Genomic DNA, 20777 nt, shown 5'->3' with positions numbered 1-20777 from the left:
CGCAGTGCACTCACGACGCTGCCGGGGCGGCGGGCAAGTCCCGCCGCCGCCGGAGCGGTCCGATCAGCAGGATCAACGGGGTGAGCGCCGACCAGGCGGTCATCACGGTGATCGCGGTGCCGACGCCGTAACGCGCGCCGAGCGCCCCGGCCAGCACGGCTGCCAGCGGGATGGTGCCGTAGTTGAGCAGGTGCATGCTCACCGTCACGCGCCCGAGCAGGTGGTGCGGCGTGTACGTCTGCCGGAACGCGCCCTTGACCACGTTGCCGATGGCGACGCCGAGGCTGACAAGCACGCCGCCGAGCGCCGGCCAGAGCAGGCCGACTCCGGGCCCGGCCAACGGGATGAGCAGGGCGGACGGGCCGGTGAGCGCCGCCGCGACGAGCAGGGCACGGGCGCTGCCGAAGCGCCGGGCGACCACGGTCGCCAGCAGCGCGCCGATGATGCCTCCGACGCTCATCACCCCGACGAGCACGCCCACCAGGCCCGGCGCGAGTCGTAGTTCGCGGACCAGGAACACGACCAGGACCGCCTGGTAGCCGGTCAGACCGATGTTGCTGGCCGCGCCGTAGAGCGTCAGCACCCGCAGGTACGGGTCACCGATGACGAAGCGGAGCCCGTCGGCCATGTCCCGGCGCAGCGATCGGGAGTGGTCCCGCCGTTCCGGACGCGTTTCGGCGGTGCGGATCCGCAGCAGGAACACCGCGGAGAGCAGGAACGTCAGCGCGTCCAGCAGCAGCGCGGCGACCGCGCCGGCGAGTTGGGCGATCAGACCGGCGATGCCGGGCCCGACGACGTAGCTCATCGTCTGGGTGGCCTGGAGCTTCGCGTTGCCGTCGGGTAGCTGCTCGGGTCGCAGCAGCACCGGCAGGTAGACCTGGTCGGCGGTCTCGAAGAAGACCCGCGCCACGCCCGCGCCGAGCGCCACCAGCAGGAGTTGCGCGACGGTGAGGCGGCCCAGCAGCGCCGTCACCGGCACGCTGAGGAAGGCGAGCGCGCAGATCAGGTCGCAGACCACCATGAGCGGCCGGCGTGGCAACCGGTCCACCCACGCGCCGGCCGGCAGGCCGATCAGCAGCCAGGGCAGCCAGGCGGCGGCGGTGAGGACCGCTACCTGGAAGGTGCTGGCGTCGAGTACGGCGACCGCCACCAGCGGGAGCGCGACAACGGTGACGTTGCTGCCGATGCTGCTGACCGTCTGGCCGGCCCAGAGCAGGCGGAAGTCGCGGTGGCGCAGCAGCCCACCGGCCGGTCGGACCGGCGTGGGACCGGTCCGGGTGGCCGCCGTCACGGCCGGGCCGGTACGCCGTGGACGAACACGAACACCGGGTGCCGCTCGACGCCGTCGTCGGACCGCTCGCGGTTCTCCCAGCGGGCGAGCAGGGCGTTGATTTCGGCGCCCAGCTCGTCCAGCTCCTCGGGCGTGAGGTGCAGCCACCGGTCGGAGGAGAACGGCGCGTCGCCCCAGGCGGCCTGCGCCGTCTCCTCGGCGGCGTGCCAGGCGCGGGCCAGCGCGACGTGCCGGTCCAGGTTGAGCGAGGTGGCGGCGTCGGCGACGGCGCGGTCGGCGGGGTCGGTGTCGAAGTCGGCCGAGGACCAGCGCACTCCCCGGGTGACCAGTTTCCACCAGCGTTCGCGGCGGTCCCGGGCCAGCTCGGGGGCTTCGGTGACCAGGTCGGCGGCGGCGAGGACCTTGAGGTGGTGGCTGACGTTCGCCGGCGCCTGGTCGGTGCGTTCGGCGAGCAGGCCGACGGTCGACGGCCCGTGCACCTTGAACACGTCCATCAGGCGGCGGCGCAGCGGGTGGGCCATGGCCGCGAGGACCCGCGAGTCGGTGACCTGGCGTACGTCGGGCTTCTCCATACCGGCAGCATGGCATCAGCAAGAGATGTTGCGCAACTATTATTGCTCAACATCCGTTGCGCAACTGCCGGACGGGTGGGGGCGGCCCGGTGGGGTCGGGCCGCCTCCCGTTCAGGCGACGAGCCGGCGGGCCAACTCGTCGGCGACCTGCTTGGCGATGGTGGGCGGGATGGCCGCGGCGATCTTCTCCGGCGTCAGCCCGGCCAACACGCCCGCAACGATCGCCGCCTCGTCGGTGACGTCCTTTCCGGCCAGCGCGTTGAGCGTGGTCTGCAGGTCGGTGAGCTGCTTCGTCATCGACTGCAGGTTCCAGTTGCCGACGACCGGGGCGCCGGTGTCGTCCCGTCCCTCGCCCAACCGGGTGTAGATCTGTCCGATCGGGTTGCGGCCGTCCAGCACGGTCAGGTTCTTGTGGACGGTGGCCAGCCAGTTGTGCTCTTCGGGGGTCATGTCGTCGTCCTCCAGGAGTCCGATGGAGCTGAGGTAGCGGCGGAACAGGGGCCGCTGGTCGCGGCCCGCCTTGATGGCGTCGCGGAAGAAGCTGAAGTGGGTGTGCCAGCGGTGCGAGCTGTCGCCGCTGGTGCGTTTGCCGAGCCGGTCCCACCGCTTCACGGTCGTACCGTCGGGGCTGTAGATGATCTCGCGGATGTCCCGGGTGTCGGCCGCGTTCGCGGCGCACTGACCCACACACCACACCGAGAAGCTGGCCAGGGTGTGCCTACCGCCACCGGAGCGGACGTCGAACTCGCCGACGTCGATCGCCGCCGCGTCCAGGGTCAGTCCGGACCGGTCCCGGGGTGACTCGACCACCGAGTAGTCGTTCGGGACCACCCGGTCCGAGCCGCAGTGATAGCCGCCCCGGTGGGCCGGGTCGCCGACGATGCCGACCTCCGCCGGATCGAGGTCGTCCGGGCCGGGCGCGTTGTCGAGGTGGGTGAGGAGCAGACGTCGAAGGTCCAACAGATTGTCCGGGGCCCGCGTCATGGGGTCCCCCTTTCGGCTGGGGCGGGGACCGGGCGCGACGTCACACCGCGTACGCGGTGGTGGGCTGTGGGCGAGCCCGGTCTGGTGCTGCACGGCGCCGGGCGTTGACCCAACCATAGCCCGCAGTTCCGATGAATGCCCAGCTCAGAGGCGCTCTGTTCAGATTGGAGGCAGAGCCGGGGCAGAGTGGACGATCGGCAACAGCAGCGCCGACGGGTGAGCCGGGCCAGAAAGCACCTGCCGCCAACCGGCACGCAGCGTCACCGCCGTACCGAGAGGTTCGCCGGTGCCGGGGTTGCGTGCCCACCGCGGATGGGCGCCACCGGCGACCTGCACCCGCAGCCGGTGCCCGGTGGCGAACCGGTACGCGGTCGGCCAGAGCGTCACCGGCACCCGCAGCACCCCGGACGAGTCGGTGGGGAAGCGTTCGGGCGTCACCCGCACCAGACCGTCGCACACGTTCCACGACCGACCGCGCCGGTCCACATCGCACAGCCGCACGAAGACGTCCAGATGCGGCAGTTCGCTGCGGACGTGCAGCTCGGCGCGGACCGGGCCGATCACCTCGACCGGCTCGACGAGCGGCGCGCTGGTGTAGGTCAGCACGTCGGGGCGGGCTTCGACCTGCCGGTTGTCCACCGGACCGGCTCGCTGGGCGACCAGCAGCGGCCCACCCAGCGACGGGGTGGGGTCGGCCGGGTCGTACCGAAACCCGTCGGCCGTCGACGCGACCGGGGGACGTACCGCCAGCTCACCGCCCGGATGCAGGTGCCAGGCGGTCCCGACGGTCGGCGGTGGCCAGTCCGGCAGGTCCCGCCAGCCGCCGCCGGGACCCCCCACGTGCAGCCGGACGGGGGCGGCGCGGCGCGGGGGTTCGTCGTCCAACGGCCCGTCGAGGTGCTCGTCGAGCCAGGTCAACCCCTCCCGCAGGGCCGCCACGAACAGCCCGGGGCTGCCGTGGGTCCAGGGCCCGATCACCAGGCGCGGTCGAGCGCCGGTGGCGCGCAGGGTGGCGTAGTCGTCGAGTTGGGCGGGCAGGAAGATGTCGTGCCAGCCGGTGACCATGACCACCGGCGCCCGCACCCGGGCCACCCGGTCGGCGAAGACCCGCTCGCGCCAGTACGCCGCCTCCGGCGTGTGGTGGCGCAGCCACTCCTGAAAGAACGGGATGCGGACACCGGTGGCCACCCGGTCGGCGTCCGCGAGCGGCAGATGCGCCAGCGCGGCGGCCAGCCGGGGCTGGCCACGCTTGAGTTCCCACTGCCGGGCCAGCCACGGCACGGTCTGGGCGTGCAACAGCTCGGCCCAGGTCAGCACGGTGTCGAGGGCGAACGACTCCCCCGCGTACGTCGAGTCCCGGGTGGCCGAGGCGGTCACCACCGCGACCATCGCGCGCAACTCCTCGCCGGCATCGGCGGCCAGCGCCCACTGGGCGAAGCCCTGGTAGCTGACGCCGAACATGCCGAACGCCCCGGACCACCAGGGCTGGCGGCGCAGCCAGTCGAGGGTGTCGACCCCGTCGTCGCGCTCGTGCACCAGTGGGGCGAAGGTGCCGCCCGAGCCGCCGGTGCCCCGGCACGACTGGATCACGGCGTGCCGGCCCCGCGCGGCGAGCAACCGGCCGAGCAGCGGCAAGGGACCACCCCGACCGTACGGGGTGCGGATCAGCACGGCCGGCGCGGATGCGCGGTGCGGCGCGTAGTGGTCGGTGCGGAGCACCACGCCGTCCCGGGCGCGGACCGGAATGCCCCGGGTGGCCCGGACCGGGCCGAGACGCGTCACGGGCAGCCGCAGCGCGGCGGCGGCGAGGCGGGCGACGAGCCGGCCGGGCACGGTCAGCCCGTCGTCCGGTGGGGCGCGCCGGGCCGGGCGGCACGGACCGCGTCACGGTGCGCCCGCAGCGACTCGCCCATCTCGCCCAGGAACCGGTGCACGACCTCCAGCTCGTCGTCGTCGAAGCGGTCCATCACGGTGTCGGTACGGGCGCCCAGCGGCCGGAAGAACTCCATCGCGAGGGCGGCGCCCTGGTCGGCGTAGTGCAGCAGCACCTTGCGCCGGTCGGTGGTGTCCCGGTCGCGGCGGATGTGCCCGGCCCGTTCCAGGCGGTCGATCAGGGCGGTGACCGATCCGGAGGACAGGTTGAGCTGCTCGCCGAGGCGGCCGGGGGTGATCGGGTCGCCGAACAGTTCGGCGTCCATGACGGCGATCAGCGCGTTCAGGTCGGTCGGGTTGAGGCCGTGCAGGGTGGCGAAGGCGTGACCGACCTGCTGAGCGTCCACCGCGTACCGCCGGAGGTTGTTGGTGATCTCGGCGACCAGCTGCTCGCGGCGCGTGTCGCGCCGCCGGTACATGCCGTGAGTCGCCACGTCGCGCCGCTTCTCCCCGTCGTCGGTCTGCCGGTTGCAGCATAGAGCAGCCGCCGATAACCTCGGCCATCAAGATACTTGGCTTTCGAAAGACCTAGGGGTCAGTGATGTCCGTCTTCAGCAGGGTCGCGCGGGGTCGGCTGGCCGCCTGGCTGACCGTCGCCGCCGCGCTCGTCGTCGCCGCGGTCGTCTTCGGTGTCCCGCGGCCGGACAATCCGACGCCGGTCTCCGCCACCGGCCTGGACGCCACCTGGCAGTCGACCCAGGTGCAACGTCTCCAGGACCAACTGCCCACCAGCGACGTCCAACCGGCCATCGTGGTCGTCAGCCGCGAGGGCGGCGGAGCGCTGAGCGACGCTGACCGGGCCGCCCTGACCTCCCGCTCCGGCGACCTGGGCCGGTTCGCGGTGGGCGGCCGGGTGAGCCCCCCACAGGTCTCCCCGGACGGTACGGTCGCGCTCGTCGCCGTCCCGCTGGACACCGCCGGTGGTCAGGAGGAGGTCACCACACGGGTCGCCGAGCTGCGCGACGCGCTGTCGGACCTGCCCGACCCGCTGGCCGCCGAGGTCACCGGCGCCCCCGCCCTCACCGCCGACCTGTCGTCGGTCTTCGAGGGCGCCGACGTCACCCTGCTCGCGGTGACCGCCGCCGTGGTCGCCCTGCTGCTGCTGATCACGTACCGCAGTCCGTTCCTGTGGATCGTGCCGCTGGTCGTCGTCGCCGCGACCGAACAACTCACCCTGCGCGCGGTGGAGACGATCGTGCCGACCGTCGGCATCAACCTCCAGCAGGGCCAGGTCACCGGCATCGCCAGCGTGCTGGTGTTCGGCGCCGCCACCGACTACGCCCTGCTGCTCATCGCCCGCTACCGGGAGGAGCTGCGGCGCGAGCAGGACCGCTTCGCGGCGATGCGGGCCGCGCTGCGCCGTACCGCCGAGCCGATCCTGGCCAGCGGCGGCACCGTGGTGCTCGGGGTGCTCACCCTGCTGCTCAGCGAGCAGGAGACGAACCGGGCACTGGCCGTGGCCTGTGCCACCGGGGTGGTCTTCGCCATGCTCTCGGCGCTGTTCGTGCTCCCCGCCGTGCTGGTGCTCTTCGGTCGCGGCCTGTTCTGGCCGTTCGTACCCCGGGTCGGCGGCCCGGCCCGGGAGGGCCGACTCTGGGGCCGGCTCGGCGGCCTCGTACGACGCCGACCGGTGGTGGTCGCGGCGCTGTCCACCGTGCTGCTCGGCGGCCTGGCCCTCGGTGGGCTCGGGATCCGCACCGGCCTGTCCGAGACCGAACAGTTCCGGGCCGCGCCCGAGGCGGTGACCGGCGCGCAGACCCTGGCCCGCGCGTTCCCCGCCGGCAGCACCCAACCGGTCGCCGTGCTCACCACCCCGGCGGCGGTACGGGCGGTCACCGACGTCGCCGCCGCCGTACCCGGTGTCGCCTCGGCCCGACCGGGGGACGCCGGCCAGGCCGTCGCCCAGGTCGACGTGGTGCTGGACGCCGAGCCCGGCACGCCCGCCTCGGATCGTGCGATCGAGGCGCTGCGCGACGCGGTCGCCGCCGTTCCCGACTCCGCTCCCCCGGCCGTCAGCGGCGTCGAGTCGCCCGCCGGGGCGATCGTGGGCGGCTCGGTGGCCGCGACGTACGACTCCGACGAGGCCAATGACCGGGACCTGCGGCTCATCCTGCCGATCATCCTGCTGTTGGTCGGCGCGGTGCTGGTGCTGCTGCTGCGGGGCCTGGTCGCGCCGGTGCTGCTGGTGCTCACCGTGATCGCGTCGTTCTTCGCCAGCCTCGGCGCGGCGTGGCTGCTCTTCGACCACGTGCTGGACTTCCCGGCGCTGGACAGCGGCGTGCTGCTGCTCGCCTTCGTGTTCCTGGTGGCGCTCGGTGTGGACTACAACATCTTCCTGGTCACCCGGGCGCGCGAGGACGCCCGCAGCGCCGGCACCCGCGACGGCATGCTGTCCGCGCTGCGGGTCACCGGAGGTGTCATCACCAGCGCCGGGGTGCTGCTCGCCGCGGTGTTCGCCGTGCTGGGCGTGCTGCCGCTGATCACGCTGACGCAGATCGGCATCATCGTCTGCATCGGCGTGCTGCTGGACACGCTGCTGGTCCGTACGGTCCTGGTGCCGGCGCTGGCGTTCCTGCTGGGGGACCGCTTCTGGTGGCCGGGCCGCGTCGAGGCCGAGCCGGCCGTCGACGCCCCGGCAACGCGGGAGCCGGTGGCCGTCCGCGACTGACGCGCACGGAAAAGGGGCGGGGGTCCACCCCCGCCCCTTTTCGTCGTGTTCAGAAGCCCAGGCAGACGCACTCGGTCATCAACGCCCGCACGTTACGCACGTACGACGGATTCGGGATGGCCAGCGGCTCGCCCTCCTGCGCCACCGCCCCGTGCCCGAAGTTGTACGCGGCGATGACCGCGTTGAGCAGGCAGGAGTCCAGTTCGGCGGTGCACAGGTCCGCGTCGAGCCGGAAGTCGGACTCGAAGTACATGTCGCCGATGTACTTGGTCAGCCAGGCCAGGTAGTTGGCGCCCAGGTACGCGTTGTCCTGGTAGGCGGCGATGTCGTAGCTCTGGTCGAAGCGCTGGTTCATCCAGGTCGCGGTGGCCGGCATGACCTGCATCAGCCCGACGCCGCCGTCGCAGGCGTAGATGTTGGACTGCCAGCCGCTCTCCTGCCAGGCCGTGGCCTTGAGCAGGTTGAGCGGGATCTTGAGGTCAGGGGCGGAGCTGGGCCAGTAGGTGCGGGCGGCGGCCGCGGACAGCGCCGTCTTCACGTCGGCACGGCTCGCCTGCGTGCCCTTGTAGCTGGGCTTGCAGGACGAGGGGGCGGGCTTCGGTGGGGCCGGCGGGACCTTCGTCTCGGTGGGCGCCTTGGCGACCACCCGCGGCTTCGTGGGCGGCGACGTACGCGTCGGCTTCTTCGACGGCTTCGGGGAGGCCGACGCGCTGCGACTCGGGGCGGCGCCCATCGCCGCCACCCCGCTCGCTGAGGGGCTCGCCTCGACGGACGGCTCGTCGACCGGCTCGTCGACCGGCTCGTCGGTCGGCGCGTCGGTGACCGAGACGGGGGCGGCGGCCTGGTCCTGCGGGCGTTCCCCCTTGCCGGCACAACCCACGGTGCCGCCGGCGATCAGGAGGCCGGCGAGCACGAGCGCGCCCACCCGACCGGCTCGTTGACGCATGGTGATCCTCCCCCGTCGAACAGTCGCCGCAGATTAGCAAGGTTCGACGGGCCGGGGTTGCCCCTGCGACGGGCGGACCGGACCGCTCGACGGCTCCCGTCCGCCGACCGCACGGTCCCGGGTGGCCCAGGCGACCATGAACACCACCGTCCACAGCACGCCGAGCAGCACCGCCGCCGCCGTACCGCTCGCCGTGTCCAGGCCCAGGTACAGCCGGGCGACGCCGACCCCCAGCACGCCCGCCGCGGCGGCCGTCCACGCGGCCACCGCCACCGGCCAGCGCGCGTTGCGCGACACCAGCCAGGCGAGGGTGCAGAGGCTCGCCGCGACCACGGCGTTCTGGGTCGGGAACGGGACGGCCTCGTTCCCACCCGGGCCGCCGTGCGTGCCGGTCAACTCGGCCACCCCGGCCAGCACCACCAGCGGCACGAACGCGCCGACCGTGCCCACCACGCTCAGCAGGTCGGTACGCAGCGGGCGGCGACGCCACGCCAGTACCGCCGCCACCATCGCCACCAGCACGATCAGCGCCCACCCCCGTACCAGTGACACCACGACCAGGGTGGCGTCGGCGGCGTCCGGAGTGCGGCGGGCGGTGAACCAGACGTCGATCGCCCCGTCCAGGGCCGCCAGTCCGCTGTTGCGCACCACCACGGCGAGCAGGCCGGCGATGGCCAGCCCGGCGGCGAAGAGCAGCAGCAGCCCGACGGCCAGGTTGAGCAGCAGCGTCCAGGTCGGTCCGATCCGCATGGCCACCAGGAAGAACAGCACCCCGTAGCGGGCGCTGAGCCAGCGCACCGGCGGCAGCGCGGCGGCCCGCGACAGCAGCGCGCGCGCCGGGTCGGGGTTGCGCCCGAGCCACCGGCCGGCGAGCACCACCCCCAGCAGTCCCGCCAGCAACGCCAGTGCCGCGCCGGTGGCCCGACCGAGCACCCGGGAGACCGTGTCGTACGACTCACCGGCGAGGTGGCCGAGCAGGATCGAGCCGCCCACCCAGGTCGCCACCCCGGCCAGGTTCCAGACGGCGAACCGCCGGTACGGCATGCCGGCCGCGCCGGCCAGCCGGGGCACCAGGGTGCGGGCGAAGGCCACCCACCGCGCGGCGAACACGCCCCGCCCACCGAGGCGGGCGAGCATCGCGTCGGCCCTGCTCCACCGCTCGGGCCCGACCCGGTGACCCAGCCCGGCGCGCAGCCGGGGGCCGTAGCGCCGACCGGCGCGGAACGCCAGCGCGTCGCCGGCCAACGCCGAGACGATCATCGCGAGCAACGCCGGCCCGAGGCGCAAGGTACCGTTGTAGGTGAGGAAGCCGACGAGCAGCAGGGTAGCCTCACCCGGCACCAGCAGGCCGAAGATCACCGCGGTCTCGCCCGCCACGATCAGCGCGGCGACCAGGTAGATCCACAGGGTGGGCAGACCTTGCACCCAGGTCAGCAGGTCGTGCACTCAGGCCCCCGGGACACGGGAGCCAGCATGCCAGCCGGGGGAACCACCGGCACAGCGGTTTCACCATAGATCAGGGGCACCTGGGGGTGACCCCGACGCAGCCTGCGCGAGCGCAGGCGGAAGGATAGAGGGTATGCAGCTTCGCACCGACCTCCGCAATGTCGCCATCATCGCTCACGTCGACCACGGCAAGACCACCCTGGTCGACGCCATGTTGCGGCAGGCCGGCGCGTACGGCGCACGAGGCGAGAACACCGAGCGGGTGATGGACTCCGGCGACCTGGAGCGGGAGAAGGGCATCACGATCCTGGCGAAGAACACCGGCGTGCGGTACCTGCCCGCCGATGGTTCGGACCCGGTCACCATCAACATCATCGACACCCCGGGCCACGCCGACTTCGGCGGCGAGGTCGAGCGCGGCCTGACCATGGTCGACGGCGTGGTGCTGCTCGTCGACGCCAGTGAGGGCCCTCTCCCGCAGACCCGCTTCGTGCTGCGCAAGGCGCTGCGGGCCCGGATGCCGATCATCCTGGTGATCAACAAGGTGGACCGTCCGGACGCCCGGATCAAGGAGGTCGTGGACGACACCTACGAGCTCTTCCTCGACCTGGACGCCGACGAGGAGCAGATCGACTTCCCGATCGTCTACGCCTGCGCCCGGGACGGCATCGCCTCGCTGACCCAGCCGGCCGACGGCTCGGTGCCCGACGACAGCGACTCTCTGGAGCCGCTGTTCCGCACCCTGCTGGACACCATCCCGGCCCCCGCGTACGAGGACGACGCGCCCCTGCAGGCGCACGTCACCAACCTCGACGCGTCGCCGTTCCTCGGCCGGCTCGCGCTGTGCCGCGTCCGACAGGGCACCATCAGCAAGGGCCAGACCGTGGCCTGGTGCCGCACCGACGGCAGTACCCAGCGGGTCCGCATCTCCGAGATGTTGATGACCGAGGGTCTGGAGCGCAAGCCGGCCGAGACCGCCGGGCCGGGCGACATCATCGCCGTCGCCGGCATTCCGGAGATCATGATCGGTGAGACGCTCGCCGACGTGGAGAACCCGGTGGCGCTGCCGCTGATCACCGTCGACGAGCCGGCCATCTCGATGACCATCGGCACCAACACCTCGCCGCTGGTCGGCAGGGTCAAGGGCTCCAAGGTCACCGCCCGGATGGTCAAGGACCGCCTCGACAAGGAGCTGGTCGGCAACGTGTCGCTGCGGGTCCTGCCGACCGAGCGGCCGGACGCCTGGGAGGTGCAGGGCCGCGGCGAGCTGGCGCTGGCCATCCTGGTCGAGCAGATGCGCCGGGAGAGCTACGAGCTGACCGTCGGCAAGCCGCAGGTCGTCACCCGGGAGATCGACGGCAAGACCTGCGAGCCGGTCGAGCGGCTGACCATCGATGCCCCGGAGGAGTACCTGGGCGCGATCACCCAGCTCCTCGCGACCCGCAAGGGCCGGATGGAGCAGCTGGTCAACCACGGCACCGGCTGGATCCGGATGGAGTGGTTGGTGCCGGCGCGTGGCCTGATCGGCTTCCGCACCGAGTTCCTGACCGACACCCGGGGCACCGGCATCCTGCACCACGTCTTCGAATCGTACGAGCCGTGGTTCGGCGAGCTGCGCACCCGCAACAACGGGTCGCTCGTCGCCGACCGCTCCGGCGTGGTCACCGCCTTCGCGATGATCAACCTGCAGGAGCGCGGCCAGATGTTCGTCGAGCCGACCACCGAGGTGTACGAGGGCATGATCGTCGGCGAGAACTCCCGCTCCGACGACATGGACGTCAACATCACCAAGGAGAAGAAGCTCACCAACATGCGGGCCTCGACCTCCGACGAGACCGAGAAGCTGATCCCGCCGCGCAAGCTCTCGCTGGAGCAGGCGCTGGAGTTCTGCCGCGAGGACGAGTGCGTCGAGGTCACCCCGACCTCGGTGCGCATCCGCAAGGTGGTGCTCGACCAGCAGCAGCGCGGCCGGGCCGCCGCCCGCCGCAAGCACGCCGGCTGATCGACAGCCACACCGGGCGCGTCGGCCGCTTGCGGCCGGCGCGCCCGTGCGCTTCCCCGCCGGGGTACGTCCGCCCGACGCCGTCCTCCTCGACTACGGTCACCGGCATGACCTGGGATGATCTCGACGCCTTCCTGGACGCGGTGCCGGGCACCGTCTCGGCGTACGTGGGTCGACTCGACGCGCCCCCGAGCTGGACCCGCCACGCCCACGCCGGCCACTACGCCGCCAGCACCATGAAGGTGGCGGTGCTGGCGGCGCTGCACCGCGCCGCCGAGGCCGGCACGCTGGACCTGGACGCCGACGTCCCGGTGGTCAACGAGTTCGACTCGGCCCAGCCCGGCGCGCCCCGGTTCTCCTGCGCCCCGCACTACGACAACGACGACGCGGTCTGGGACCGGCTCGGCCGCACGGCGTCGCTGCGCTGGCTGGCCGAGCGGATGATCGTGCGGTCCAGCAACCTGGCCACCAACCTGGTCATCGGGCACGTCGGGCTGCCCGCGGTGGCGCAGGTGTGGGCCCTCGCCGACGCCCGCGACAGCGTCACCGGCCGCGGCATCGAGGACTTCGCGGCCCGCGACGCCGGCATCACCAACACCGTCACCGCCGCCGACCTGGCCGCCCTGCTGGGCGCGCTGGCCAGCGGCGTCACGACCCCCGGCCGTCTCGCCTCGCCGACCGGGTGCGCCGCCATGCTGGACGTGCTGCTCGCGCAGGAACACCGCGAGGACCTGGCCGCCGGCCTGCCCGAGGGCACCCGCATCGCGCTGAAGAACGGTTGGGTACGCGGTGTGCGGCACGGTGTCGGCGTGGTGCTGCCCGACGACGCCCCGCCGTACGTGATCGCCGTGTGCACCACCACCGACCTGGACGACGGCGACGACGACGCCTGTCGGCTGATCGCGCGCGTCTCGGCCCAGGTGTGGGCCGACCGGCACCGCCTCTGAGCCCGACGCCCTCACTCCAGCAGGTGCGCCCGCAACGCCTCGACCACGTCGTCGGTCAACCCCAACCCGTCGCGCAGGTACGCGTCGAACGAGCCGTGCACCCGGCGGACCTCCTGGTAGCCGGCGTCGAGGTACGCGGGGCGGACCTCCAGTACCGGCAGCACCGCGTCTACGTCCAGCGCGGGCTCGCGGCGGCGCATCGCCTCGACGATCACCGCGCGCAGGCTCTCGGTCAACGCGTTGTTGCGAAGGTAGTCGGCGCGGATCGCCTCCTCGTCGACTCCGAGCGCGGTGAGCAGGATGACGGTGAGCCAGCCGGTGCGGTCCTTGCCGGCCGAGCAGTGGTACAGCAGCGGCAGGTTCTCCGGGTCGGCGGCCAGGCGTACCGCCGCGCCGAAGTTCCGCCGGGCCGACTCGCCGGTGACGAACCACCGGTAGATCTCGGCCATCGCCCCCGCCGTGCCCTGCCGGGCCAACTCAGCGTACGCGTCGAGGTCGTGCCCGAGCAGCACCGCCGAGACGTACGTGAAGACCGGGTGTTCCGGATCGTGCACCGGCAGGTGCGCCACCCGGGGCTCGCCGGCCAGCCGGTCGGGCGGCGCGACGTCGATCTCCGTGCCGTCGCGCAGGTCGACCACGCAGGCCGGCGCGAGTGTCGCGAGCACCGGCAGGTCGGCGTCGGTGAGCCGGCCCAGCGCCGGGGTGCGGACGAGCTGGCCGGCGCGCACTCTGCGACCATCGGCGCCGACCAGGCCGCCCAGGTCACGGGCGTTCGGCGCGCCCACCAGTTGCCAGTCCCGTACGACCATCCGGCCCGCCCTCCCGCCGTGTTCCTGCGTATAGGGTGCCCCATATGACGATCTCGGCGGTACGCACCCACCGGGTTTCCGCCCCCTTACACACCCCGTTCGTCACGGCGCTGCGCCGCACCACCACGGTGGACACGTTGATCGTCGAGCTGGTCGACGCCGACGGTCGGTCCGGTTTCGGCGAGGCGCCGCAGGTGTGGCAGGTCACCGGCGCCTCGGTCGCCGGGGCCGAGGCCTGCGTCCGCGAACTGCTCGGTCCGCTGCTGTCCGGACGCGACCCGGACGACCTGGTGGCCCGCTGCGCCGAGGTGCAGCGGGCGGTGGTGGGCAACGAGGCGGCGAAGGCGGCGGTGGACGTCGCGCTGCACGACCTGGCGGCGCGGCGTTTGGGCGTACCCCTGGCGCGGTTGCTCGGCGGCACGACCCTGCGGGTCCCGACGGACGTCACCCTCGCCGCGGGCGACGCGGTCGACCTGGCGGCGGCCGCGCGCCAGCGGCGGGCCGACGGCTTCGGCGTGCTGAAGCTCAAGGTCGGCACGGACGCGGCCGGCGACCTGGACCGGGTACGGGCGGTACGCGCGGCGGTCGGCGCGGACGTGCGCATCCGGCTGGACGCCAACCAGGGCTGGACGCCGCGCGAGGCGGTCCGGGTGATCCGTGGCATCGAGGACGCCGGGCTGGACGTGGAGCTGGTCGAGCAGCCGGTGGCCCGCTGGGACCTGGACGGGCTGGCATGGGTCAGCGACCGGGTTTCGGTGCCGATCCTGGCCGACGAGGCGGTCTTCGGGGTCCGCGACCTGGTGGAGGTGATCCGCCGCCGGGCCGCCGACCTGGTCAACGTCAAGCTGGCCAAGTGTGGCGGGCTGCACCCGGCGCGCACGCTCCTGGAGTTGGCCCGCGCGCACGGGCTCGGCACGGTGGTCGGGTCGATGATGGAGAGTCAGGTCGGCATCGGCGCGGCGGCGAGTCTGGTGGCCGCGTACGGCACCACGGCGGTCGCCGACCTGGACGCCGCGTGGTGGCTGGCCTGGTCGCCGGTGCAGGGCGGGATCCGCTACGAGGGGCCGACAGTGGTGTTGCCCAACGCTCCTGGCCTGGGCATTTCCGGTCTGGCTGAAGTAAAGATGCAGACTCGTGGTTGAGCGCTGGCGGTTTTCTTCATAGGGTTGCCCCCAGACAGCCGACACGAGCTGGGGGTCGATGTGGAGCTTCAACCGGGCCGCGAGGCCGTCGTCCGGGTCGCGGTGGCGACGCTGTGGTCAGCGCCCGAGGCGGTCCGGACGGTCGACGGTCCCGCGCTCACGGCCGGCGTCGACATCCCGACCTGGGTCTCCGGCCTGGACACCGACCAGCAGGTCGGCGACTGCGTGTTGAGTCAACTCCTGCTCGGCGAGCGGGTGCTGATCGACGAGCTGCGCCCGGACGGCTGGGCCCGGGTCGTCGCCGTCGAGCAGCCGGCCGCCAAACTCGATCCCCGCGGCTACCCGGGCTGGCTCCCCGCCGACCAGCTGACCCCCACCGATCCCACCGTCAGCGGCGACCCGCTCGTCGTGGACGCCACCGTCACCGGGCTGCACGCCACCCCGGACGGGCCGGTCGTGCTGCCGGGAGTCGTCGTCGGCACCCGTCTCGTCCCGGCCGGTCCCGCCCGCGACGGCTGGCGGGCGGTCCACGTCCCGGGCCGGGCCGCGCCGCTCTGGCTGCCCGACGGGCACCTCGTCCCGCCGTCGAGCGGGCCAGCCAGCGCCGCCGACGCGCTCGCGGTGGCCCAGCGGCTGCTGGACGTGGCCTACATCTGGGGCGGGCTGTCGGCGTACGGCATCGACTGCTCGGGCCTCGTCCACCTGGCCTGGCGCCGGTTCGGGGTGCTCCTGCCCCGCGACGCCGACGACCAGGCGGTGGCGACGACCCCCCTCGACCTGGGCGCGGAGCGCCCCGGCGACCTCTACTTCTTCGCCCGTCCCGGCCGGAAGATCCACCACATCGGCATCGTCACCGCCGCCGCCGACGGCTCGACCGACCGGCGGATGCTGCACGCCTGCTACCGACGGCGGCGGGTGATCGAGGAGCCCTTACCGGCGGACCGGACGGCCACCCTGGTGGGCGTGCACCGGGTCTGACCGGCCGGCCCGTCGCGGCGCCCGCCTCAGCGCCGGGCCGCGGCCAGCTCGCGACGCCGGTCCCGGGCGGACTTGACCAGGCTCGCGACAGTGGCGACGCCCAGCGTGCCGATGATGACCAGCAGGGACAGCCAGATCGGGATGTGCGGCGCCCACCCGACGTGCTCCCCGCCGTTGATGAACGGCAGGTTGTTGTCGGCCAGCGCCTCCAACACGAGTTTGACGCCGATGAAGCCCAGGACGACGGCCAGTCCGTAGCTCAGGTAGATCAACCGGTCGAGCAGGCCGCCGAGCAGGAAGTAGAGCTGGCGCAGACCCATCAGCGCGAACACGTTCGCGGTGAAGACCAGGTACGGCTCCTGCGTGATGCCGAAGATCGCCGGAATCGAGTCCAGCGCGAAGATCAGGTCGGTGGTGCCGATCGCGATCATCACGATCAGCATCGGCGTGAACAGCCGTCGCCCGTTCTCGTGGGTCGTCAGCTTCGCGTCGTCGTAGCCCTTGGAGATCGGCAGCGCCCGGCGGCTCCACCGGATCAGGAGGTTCTCGGAGAACTCGTCCTCGTCCGGCTCACCCTGGCGGGCCAGGTTGATCGCCGTGTAGATGAGGAACGCGCCGAAGATGTAGAAGACCCAGGAGAACTGCGAGATCAACGCCGCTCCTGCGGCGATGAACCCGCCACGCATCACCAATGCCAGCACGATGCCGATGAGCAGCACCTTCTGCTGGTACTGCCGGGGCACCCCGAACCGGGCCATGATGATGACGAAGACGAAGAGGTTGTCCACCGAGAGGCTGTACTCGGTGAGCCAACCGGTGTAGAACTGCCCCGCCGAGCTGGCCCCGGAGGCCAGCCAGACACCGGCGCCGAACAGCAGGGCGAGGCCGACGTAGAAGGCGACCCAGAGGCTCGACTCGCGCACGCTCGGCTCGTGCGGACGCCGACCGATGATCAGCAGATCGACGAGCAGCACCGCAGACAGTGCGACGAGGGTCCCCGCCCACACCAATCCGGACACGTCCAACGTTCATTCCTCCGGCAGACACGCGGCGTCGGGCACACCGTACGCCCCTGGCGGGGCCGGCGTGCCGCTGTCGCTCACTCTGGTGACTGTCGGAGGTCTCTTCCGCCCCCGACCCGCGAACGGGACGGCGACCGACGGAGCCGGGTCGGTCGCCGAGAATCCGGCGATCGTCCGTGCTGACGACTTCGTCGCGGGGGAATACTCCCCTCCTCGCGGACCATTGTTGCCCACCACGCGCCGTGATCACACCTGGGGCCCGGGGTGCCATCGCACACCCTCTTAGCCGTCCTAGGAGGCTAGCGTGTCGGGTGCGCTGATCGGGTCGGTGAACGACCAGCCGGACGCCAGCAGGTCGTCGCAGACCCGCACGGCCCGCGCCAGCCGCTCGGCGTGCGATCCGGTCAACTCCACCACCGGCACCCCCGACCCGGCCAACTCGTCGCGGAACCGGTCGGTCATCCAGGCCCGCAGGTGCTCACCGTCGCGCAACCCGTCGTCGGCGAACGGCACGCCCCGGTGGTCGGTCAGCAGGTACCGCGCCGGCCGGCGGGCCGCCGCCCGCACCTGCGGCGACGCGCTACCCAGGTAGCGCTCCTCCCAGACCGCGGTGGCCCGCGCGTCGGTGTCGCAGAACAGCAACGGCCCCGACGACCGGGCCGCCGCGTCCTCGGCGGCCTGCTGCTCGCGGACCACCTCGCGAAAGTCGTCGCGGTTCCAGCCGACGTCGAAGATCGTCGCCTCGGGCGAGCGCTCCCGCAGCCGGGCGAGCTTGCGGGCCGTCAACTCCCGGCCGTACTCGGGAACCCAGACGGTGCCGTAGTGCGCGGCGAGCGCCTCGGCCATCGTGGTGGTGCCCGTCGACTCGGCGCCGACCACCACCACCCGCCGCACGAGAGCGGCCCGCACCGGCGGGCTCAGCCACCGCCAGTGACCCGCCGGGTCCGCGCGGACCGCCGTCCCGGAGACCGGCACGGTCCGCCGATCCGGATCGATCGACACCGGCACGGCCCCGAATCGGCGGGCCAACTCCGGTCCGTACGCCTCGGAGGAGAAGACGGCGTCCACCTGCTCCGGTCCGACCGCCTCGCGGAACACCGCGCAGTGCGCGTCCCAGACCGCCGGGTCGTCGTAGTCCACCGGATGGTCGTCGTACCGGCCGACGAACCGGACCCACGGTGTGTCCGCGTGCGCCTCGCGCAGCCAGTCCAGCCGGGCCGCGAGCGGGATGGACTCCCGACGCGACGGCGCCACCACCACCGTGACGGTGGCGCAGCGGGCGGCCGCCGCCGCGATCAGGGCATGGTGCCCGGCGTGCGGCGGATAGAACTTCCCCACCACCATCCCGTGCCCGAACTCGGGACGCCGCGCCTGCGCCGTCTCGCTCACGCGGTCACCGGGGTCGGGCCGGGCGGCGCCGGGGTAGCCGGGTCGAGTCGGCGCTCATCGGCCCGCCAGGCCCGCAACCCGACCACGCACAGCGCGAGGAAGACCAGGTACAGCACGGCCGTCAGGTGCAGCCCCTTGTAGGCGTACAGCGGGATGTAGATCAGGTCGGCCGCGATCCAGAGCCACCAGCTCTCCACCCGCTTGCGGGTCTGCCCGTACGTCGCCAGCAGGGACAGCGCCGTGGTCAGCGCGTCCGGCAGCGGCACCGTCGAGTCGGTGGCCCGGTCCAGCAGGACCCAGAGCCCGCCGGTGAGCAGCACACCCACGACCGCCAGCCACACCCACTCCCGTCGGCCGGTCCGGCTCACCGTCAGCCGGGTCCGGCGTTCGCCCCCGAACAGCCAGTGCCACCAGCCGTAACAGCCGAGCGCCACGTACACGACCTGGAGCCCGGCGTCGGCGTACAGCCCGGCCGTCCAGAACAGCAGCATGAGCAGCAACACGTTGGCGATGCCGATCGGCCAGTTGGCGACGCGCTGCCGGGCCACCAGCCACACGTTGAGCACTCCGGTGGCGAACCCCAGCAGCTCCGCCCAGGTCGTGCCGACGCCCCCGACCTGGAACGCGGTACCGGTAAGCCAGTCGATGATCATGTCGTCAGACCTTAGGACGTGTGTCGACGGCGGAACAGACCCCGCGGCACCCGCACGACCCCGGGCCGTGAAAGGCTTGCCGGCATGGTGCTTGAGGTCGCGCTGATCGACGTACTGCCCGGACACGAGGACGCGTTCGCCGCCGCGTACGGCGAGGGTCACCCGGTGCTGGCCGGCACGCCCGGCTGCCGCTCGGTGCGGATGACCCGGGGCATCGAGTCGCCCACCCGGTTCGTGTTGTTGGTGGAGTGGGACTCGGTCGAGGCGCACGAGAAGAACTTCCGGGACACCGACCGGTTCGCGCGGTGGCGCGCGCTCATCGGGCCGCACTTCGCCGGACCGCCGCTGGTCGAGCACTTCCTCGACGTACCGGCCTGAGTGGACCTGTCGTACCCCGCGGTTACCGTGCCTCCCGCACGCGCGGGTCGCCGGTCCCGACGGGCTCGGGGGCGCCGGGCCCGGTGGCCGCGCGGGCGAGTCCTACTGCCCGACGCGGCGGGCCAGGACGGTGACCGTCTCCTCCGGTGACAGCGCCGCCGCCAACAGCGCCTCGGTCATCCGCTCGTACCTGTCGACGTCGAGCACGGTCGCCAGGCGCACGTCGGTGGTCAACGCCTCCAGCATCACCGTCCGCGGGTCCTCCGGGTCGGGAAAGGCATACCAGGAGTACGGCGTGAGCGGGTGCAGCCCGCCGCCGGCCAGCCCGCGTGGCAGCAACCGCACCGTCACGTGCGCCAGCCCGGTCACCGCCACCAGGTGCCGTAGCTGCTCCCGCCAGACGTCGACCGGCAGGTCGCCCGGGTCGCACACCGCCTCGGCCAGCACCGCCGTGTAACGCGGCGGATCGGCCCGGCGCAGCACCTCCTGGCGCAGCGCCCGCGCCCGCACCTCGGCCTCCACGTCGACCTCGGGCGTGAGCAGGACACCGGCGGCGACCCGCGAGCGCGCGTACGCCGCCGTCTGGAGCAGACCCGGCACGAGCGCCGGCTGGTACTCGACGATGTCGGCCGCGCCCGCCTCCAGCTCGGCGTACACGCGCTGCCGTTCGCTCATCTCGCCGAGCGCCTTCCACCAGCCGCGGCTGGTGGCCGCGTCGCGGGCGATAACGATCAACGCGTCCCGGACCGGGTTGGGCACCTGGTAGACGTCGAGCAGATCCAGCACGTCGGCGAGATCCGGACGGCTCTGCCCCAGCTCGATGCGGGACAGCTTCGACGTCGAGGCCCAGCCCAACCGGTCGCAGACCTGTTCCAGGGTCAGCGCCTCGCGTCGGCGTAGCTGACGCAGCTCAGCGCCGAGGCGCGCGCGTCGAATGACAGGACTTGTTGGCAACGGCATCCCCGCCTCCCCATCGAGGGAGCGTACGCAGGACGATCACCCAGTGCAATAGCGCGGTGGCGCACCGCAACTGAGGCGGTCGCGCCATGCGGGGAATCCGATGCCGTCGAAGCCTCCCTTCCCTGCTCAGGGCTCAGGCCGGTAGGCGCGGTCAAGCCGGAACTCGGCTCAGGGCCGGTAGGTGGCTCAGGGCCGGTAGGTGGCTCAGGGCCGGTAGGTGGCTCAGGGCCGGTAGGTGGCTCAGGGCCGGTAGGTGCCGAACGACCAGTGGATACCGGCGAGGTCACGGGCGGCGTAGTCGCGGGACCCGTAGTCGGTGTCGAACGGCTCCCGGGTGATGTCCGCTCCGGCGGCACGCGCTTGGGCGCAGTGGGCGTCGACGTCGGGCACGGCCACGTAGACGGACCAGTCGTCCTCGGCCGCCGGAGACGCCGGGCCCACCCGAGGACCCAGCATGATCATGCCGGTGTCGAGGACGAGTTCGGCGTGCGCGACCGTGCCGTCCGGCGCCTCGTGCACGGCGTGCACCTGGAAGCCGAACGCCGAACAGAGCCAGTCGATCGCGGCACGCGGATCGGGATAACGGAGGATCGGATAGACGGTTCGCATAGCGACAAGTCTCCGACCCGGAGTCGACCCCCGATTGGACGAATGTGAC

General features: G+C 72.7%; 19 protein-coding genes. 6 read left to right on the top strand and 13 right to left on the bottom strand.

Going from position 1 to position 20777, the window contains the following annotated elements; all coding sequences use genetic code 11:
• Positions 1 to 10: 10 nt before the first annotated feature.
• The 5 genes from AB0B55_RS06625 to AB0B55_RS06605 form a co-directional block, all read right to left on the bottom strand.
• A complete protein-coding gene (locus AB0B55_RS06625; protein ID WP_357127289.1) occupies positions 11 to 1291 on the bottom strand; it encodes an MFS transporter in 1281 nt (426 codons plus the stop codon).
• Positions 1288 to 1863, bottom strand: coding sequence for a helix-turn-helix domain-containing protein (locus AB0B55_RS06620; RefSeq protein WP_357170826.1), 576 nt, complete (start codon positions 1861 to 1863; stop codon positions 1288 to 1290). The genes AB0B55_RS06625 and AB0B55_RS06620 overlap by 4 nt, the downstream gene beginning before the upstream one ends.
• A 111-nt stretch (positions 1864 to 1974) precedes the next feature.
• Positions 1975 to 2847 carry a hypothetical protein gene (locus tag AB0B55_RS06615; protein ID WP_357127283.1) on the bottom strand — a complete coding sequence of 291 codons (873 nt, stop codon included), beginning with the start codon at positions 2845 to 2847 and terminating at the stop codon, positions 1975 to 1977.
• 159 nt (positions 2848 to 3006) lie between these two features.
• Complete coding sequence (locus AB0B55_RS06610) at positions 3007 to 4680, bottom strand: CocE/NonD family hydrolase (RefSeq protein WP_357170824.1); 1674 nt, start codon at positions 4678 to 4680, stop codon at positions 3007 to 3009.
• Between the two features lie 2 nt (positions 4681 to 4682).
• Positions 4683 to 5198: a MarR family transcriptional regulator gene (locus tag AB0B55_RS06605; protein WP_357127345.1), complete on the bottom strand. Its 516-nt coding sequence runs from the start codon at positions 5196 to 5198 to the stop codon at positions 4683 to 4685.
• 122 nt (positions 5199 to 5320) lie between these two features.
• Here AB0B55_RS06605 and AB0B55_RS06600 point away from each other — a divergent pair, with 122 nt between their 5' ends.
• Positions 5321 to 7447: an efflux RND transporter permease subunit gene (locus AB0B55_RS06600; protein ID WP_357170822.1), complete on the top strand. Its 2127-nt coding sequence runs from the start codon at positions 5321 to 5323 to the stop codon at positions 7445 to 7447.
• A 49-nt stretch (positions 7448 to 7496) separates the two neighbouring features.
• Here AB0B55_RS06600 and AB0B55_RS06595 read toward each other — a convergent pair whose 3' ends face one another.
• On the bottom strand, positions 7497 to 8393 hold the full coding sequence (locus tag AB0B55_RS06595; RefSeq protein WP_357170820.1) for a lytic transglycosylase domain-containing protein: 897 nt from the start codon (positions 8391 to 8393) through the stop codon (positions 7497 to 7499).
• 33 nt (positions 8394 to 8426) lie between these two features.
• Positions 8427 to 9839 (bottom strand): DedA family protein, encoded by a 1413-nt coding sequence (locus tag AB0B55_RS06590; protein WP_357127271.1) that lies wholly within the window; start codon positions 9837 to 9839, stop codon positions 8427 to 8429.
• A 133-nt stretch (positions 9840 to 9972) separates the two neighbouring features.
• Here AB0B55_RS06590 and typA point away from each other — a divergent pair, with 133 nt between their 5' ends.
• Both typA and AB0B55_RS06580 read left to right on the top strand, forming a co-directional pair.
• The gene (gene typA, locus AB0B55_RS06585; protein WP_357127268.1) at positions 9973 to 11841 is read left to right on the top strand and encodes a translational GTPase TypA; all 1869 of its coding nucleotides are present in this window, start codon (positions 9973 to 9975) and stop codon (positions 11839 to 11841) included.
• A gap of 107 nt (positions 11842 to 11948) precedes the next feature.
• A complete protein-coding gene (locus AB0B55_RS06580) occupies positions 11949 to 12788 on the top strand; it encodes a serine hydrolase (RefSeq protein ID WP_357127265.1) in 840 nt (279 codons plus the stop codon).
• 11 nt (positions 12789 to 12799) lie between these two features.
• On the opposite strand, the gene AB0B55_RS06575 is transcribed toward AB0B55_RS06580, so the two are convergent.
• On the bottom strand, positions 12800 to 13597 hold the full coding sequence (locus AB0B55_RS06575; RefSeq protein WP_357170818.1) for a tyrosine-protein phosphatase: 798 nt from the start codon (positions 13595 to 13597) through the stop codon (positions 12800 to 12802).
• A 44-nt stretch (positions 13598 to 13641) separates the two neighbouring features.
• On the opposite strand from AB0B55_RS06575, the gene AB0B55_RS06570 reads away from it, so the two are divergent.
• Positions 13642 to 14739 carry a dipeptide epimerase gene (locus AB0B55_RS06570; protein WP_357170816.1) on the top strand — a complete coding sequence of 366 codons (1098 nt, stop codon included), beginning with the start codon at positions 13642 to 13644 and terminating at the stop codon, positions 14737 to 14739.
• 60 nt (positions 14740 to 14799) lie between these two features.
• A complete protein-coding gene (locus AB0B55_RS06565; protein WP_357170814.1) occupies positions 14800 to 15717 on the top strand; it encodes an NlpC/P60 family protein in 918 nt (305 codons plus the stop codon).
• A 26-nt stretch (positions 15718 to 15743) separates the two neighbouring features.
• Here the strand turns inward: AB0B55_RS06565 and AB0B55_RS06560 are convergent, their stop codons facing one another.
• From AB0B55_RS06560 to pnuC, 3 genes are all read right to left on the bottom strand, one after another.
• Positions 15744 to 16742, bottom strand: coding sequence for a TerC family protein (locus AB0B55_RS06560; RefSeq protein ID WP_357127253.1), 999 nt, complete (start codon positions 16740 to 16742; stop codon positions 15744 to 15746).
• A gap of 288 nt (positions 16743 to 17030) precedes the next feature.
• Positions 17031 to 18128, bottom strand: coding sequence for an AAA family ATPase (locus AB0B55_RS06555; RefSeq protein ID WP_357170812.1), 1098 nt, complete (start codon positions 18126 to 18128; stop codon positions 17031 to 17033).
• Entirely contained in the window at positions 18125 to 18781 is a 657-nt protein-coding gene (gene pnuC / locus AB0B55_RS06550; protein ID WP_357127246.1) for a nicotinamide riboside transporter PnuC, read from the bottom strand. Before pnuC ends, AB0B55_RS06555 begins: the two co-directional genes overlap by 4 nt.
• Before the next feature lie 84 nt (positions 18782 to 18865).
• On the opposite strand from pnuC, the gene AB0B55_RS06545 reads away from it, so the two are divergent.
• Positions 18866 to 19159 (top strand): antibiotic biosynthesis monooxygenase family protein, encoded by a 294-nt coding sequence (locus tag AB0B55_RS06545; RefSeq protein WP_357127243.1) that lies wholly within the window; start codon positions 18866 to 18868, stop codon positions 19157 to 19159.
• A 102-nt stretch (positions 19160 to 19261) separates the two neighbouring features.
• On the opposite strand, the gene AB0B55_RS06540 is transcribed toward AB0B55_RS06545, so the two are convergent.
• Together AB0B55_RS06540 and AB0B55_RS06535 are read right to left on the bottom strand one after the other, a co-directional pair.
• On the bottom strand, positions 19262 to 20119 hold the full coding sequence (locus AB0B55_RS06540; RefSeq protein WP_357127240.1) for a helix-turn-helix transcriptional regulator: 858 nt from the start codon (positions 20117 to 20119) through the stop codon (positions 19262 to 19264).
• Positions 20120 to 20359: 240 nt separating this feature from the next.
• Positions 20360 to 20728: a VOC family protein gene (locus AB0B55_RS06535; RefSeq protein ID WP_357127237.1), complete on the bottom strand. Its 369-nt coding sequence runs from the start codon at positions 20726 to 20728 to the stop codon at positions 20360 to 20362.
• Between the last annotated feature and the right edge of the window lie 49 nt (positions 20729 to 20777).

This window comes from Micromonospora sp. NPDC049107, from assembly GCF_040648595.1.
GTDB lineage: Bacteria > Actinomycetota > Actinomycetes > Mycobacteriales > Micromonosporaceae > Micromonospora.
Note: the sequence above shows the minus strand (reverse complement) of the source record. Positions and strands in the feature narration are given on the sequence as shown.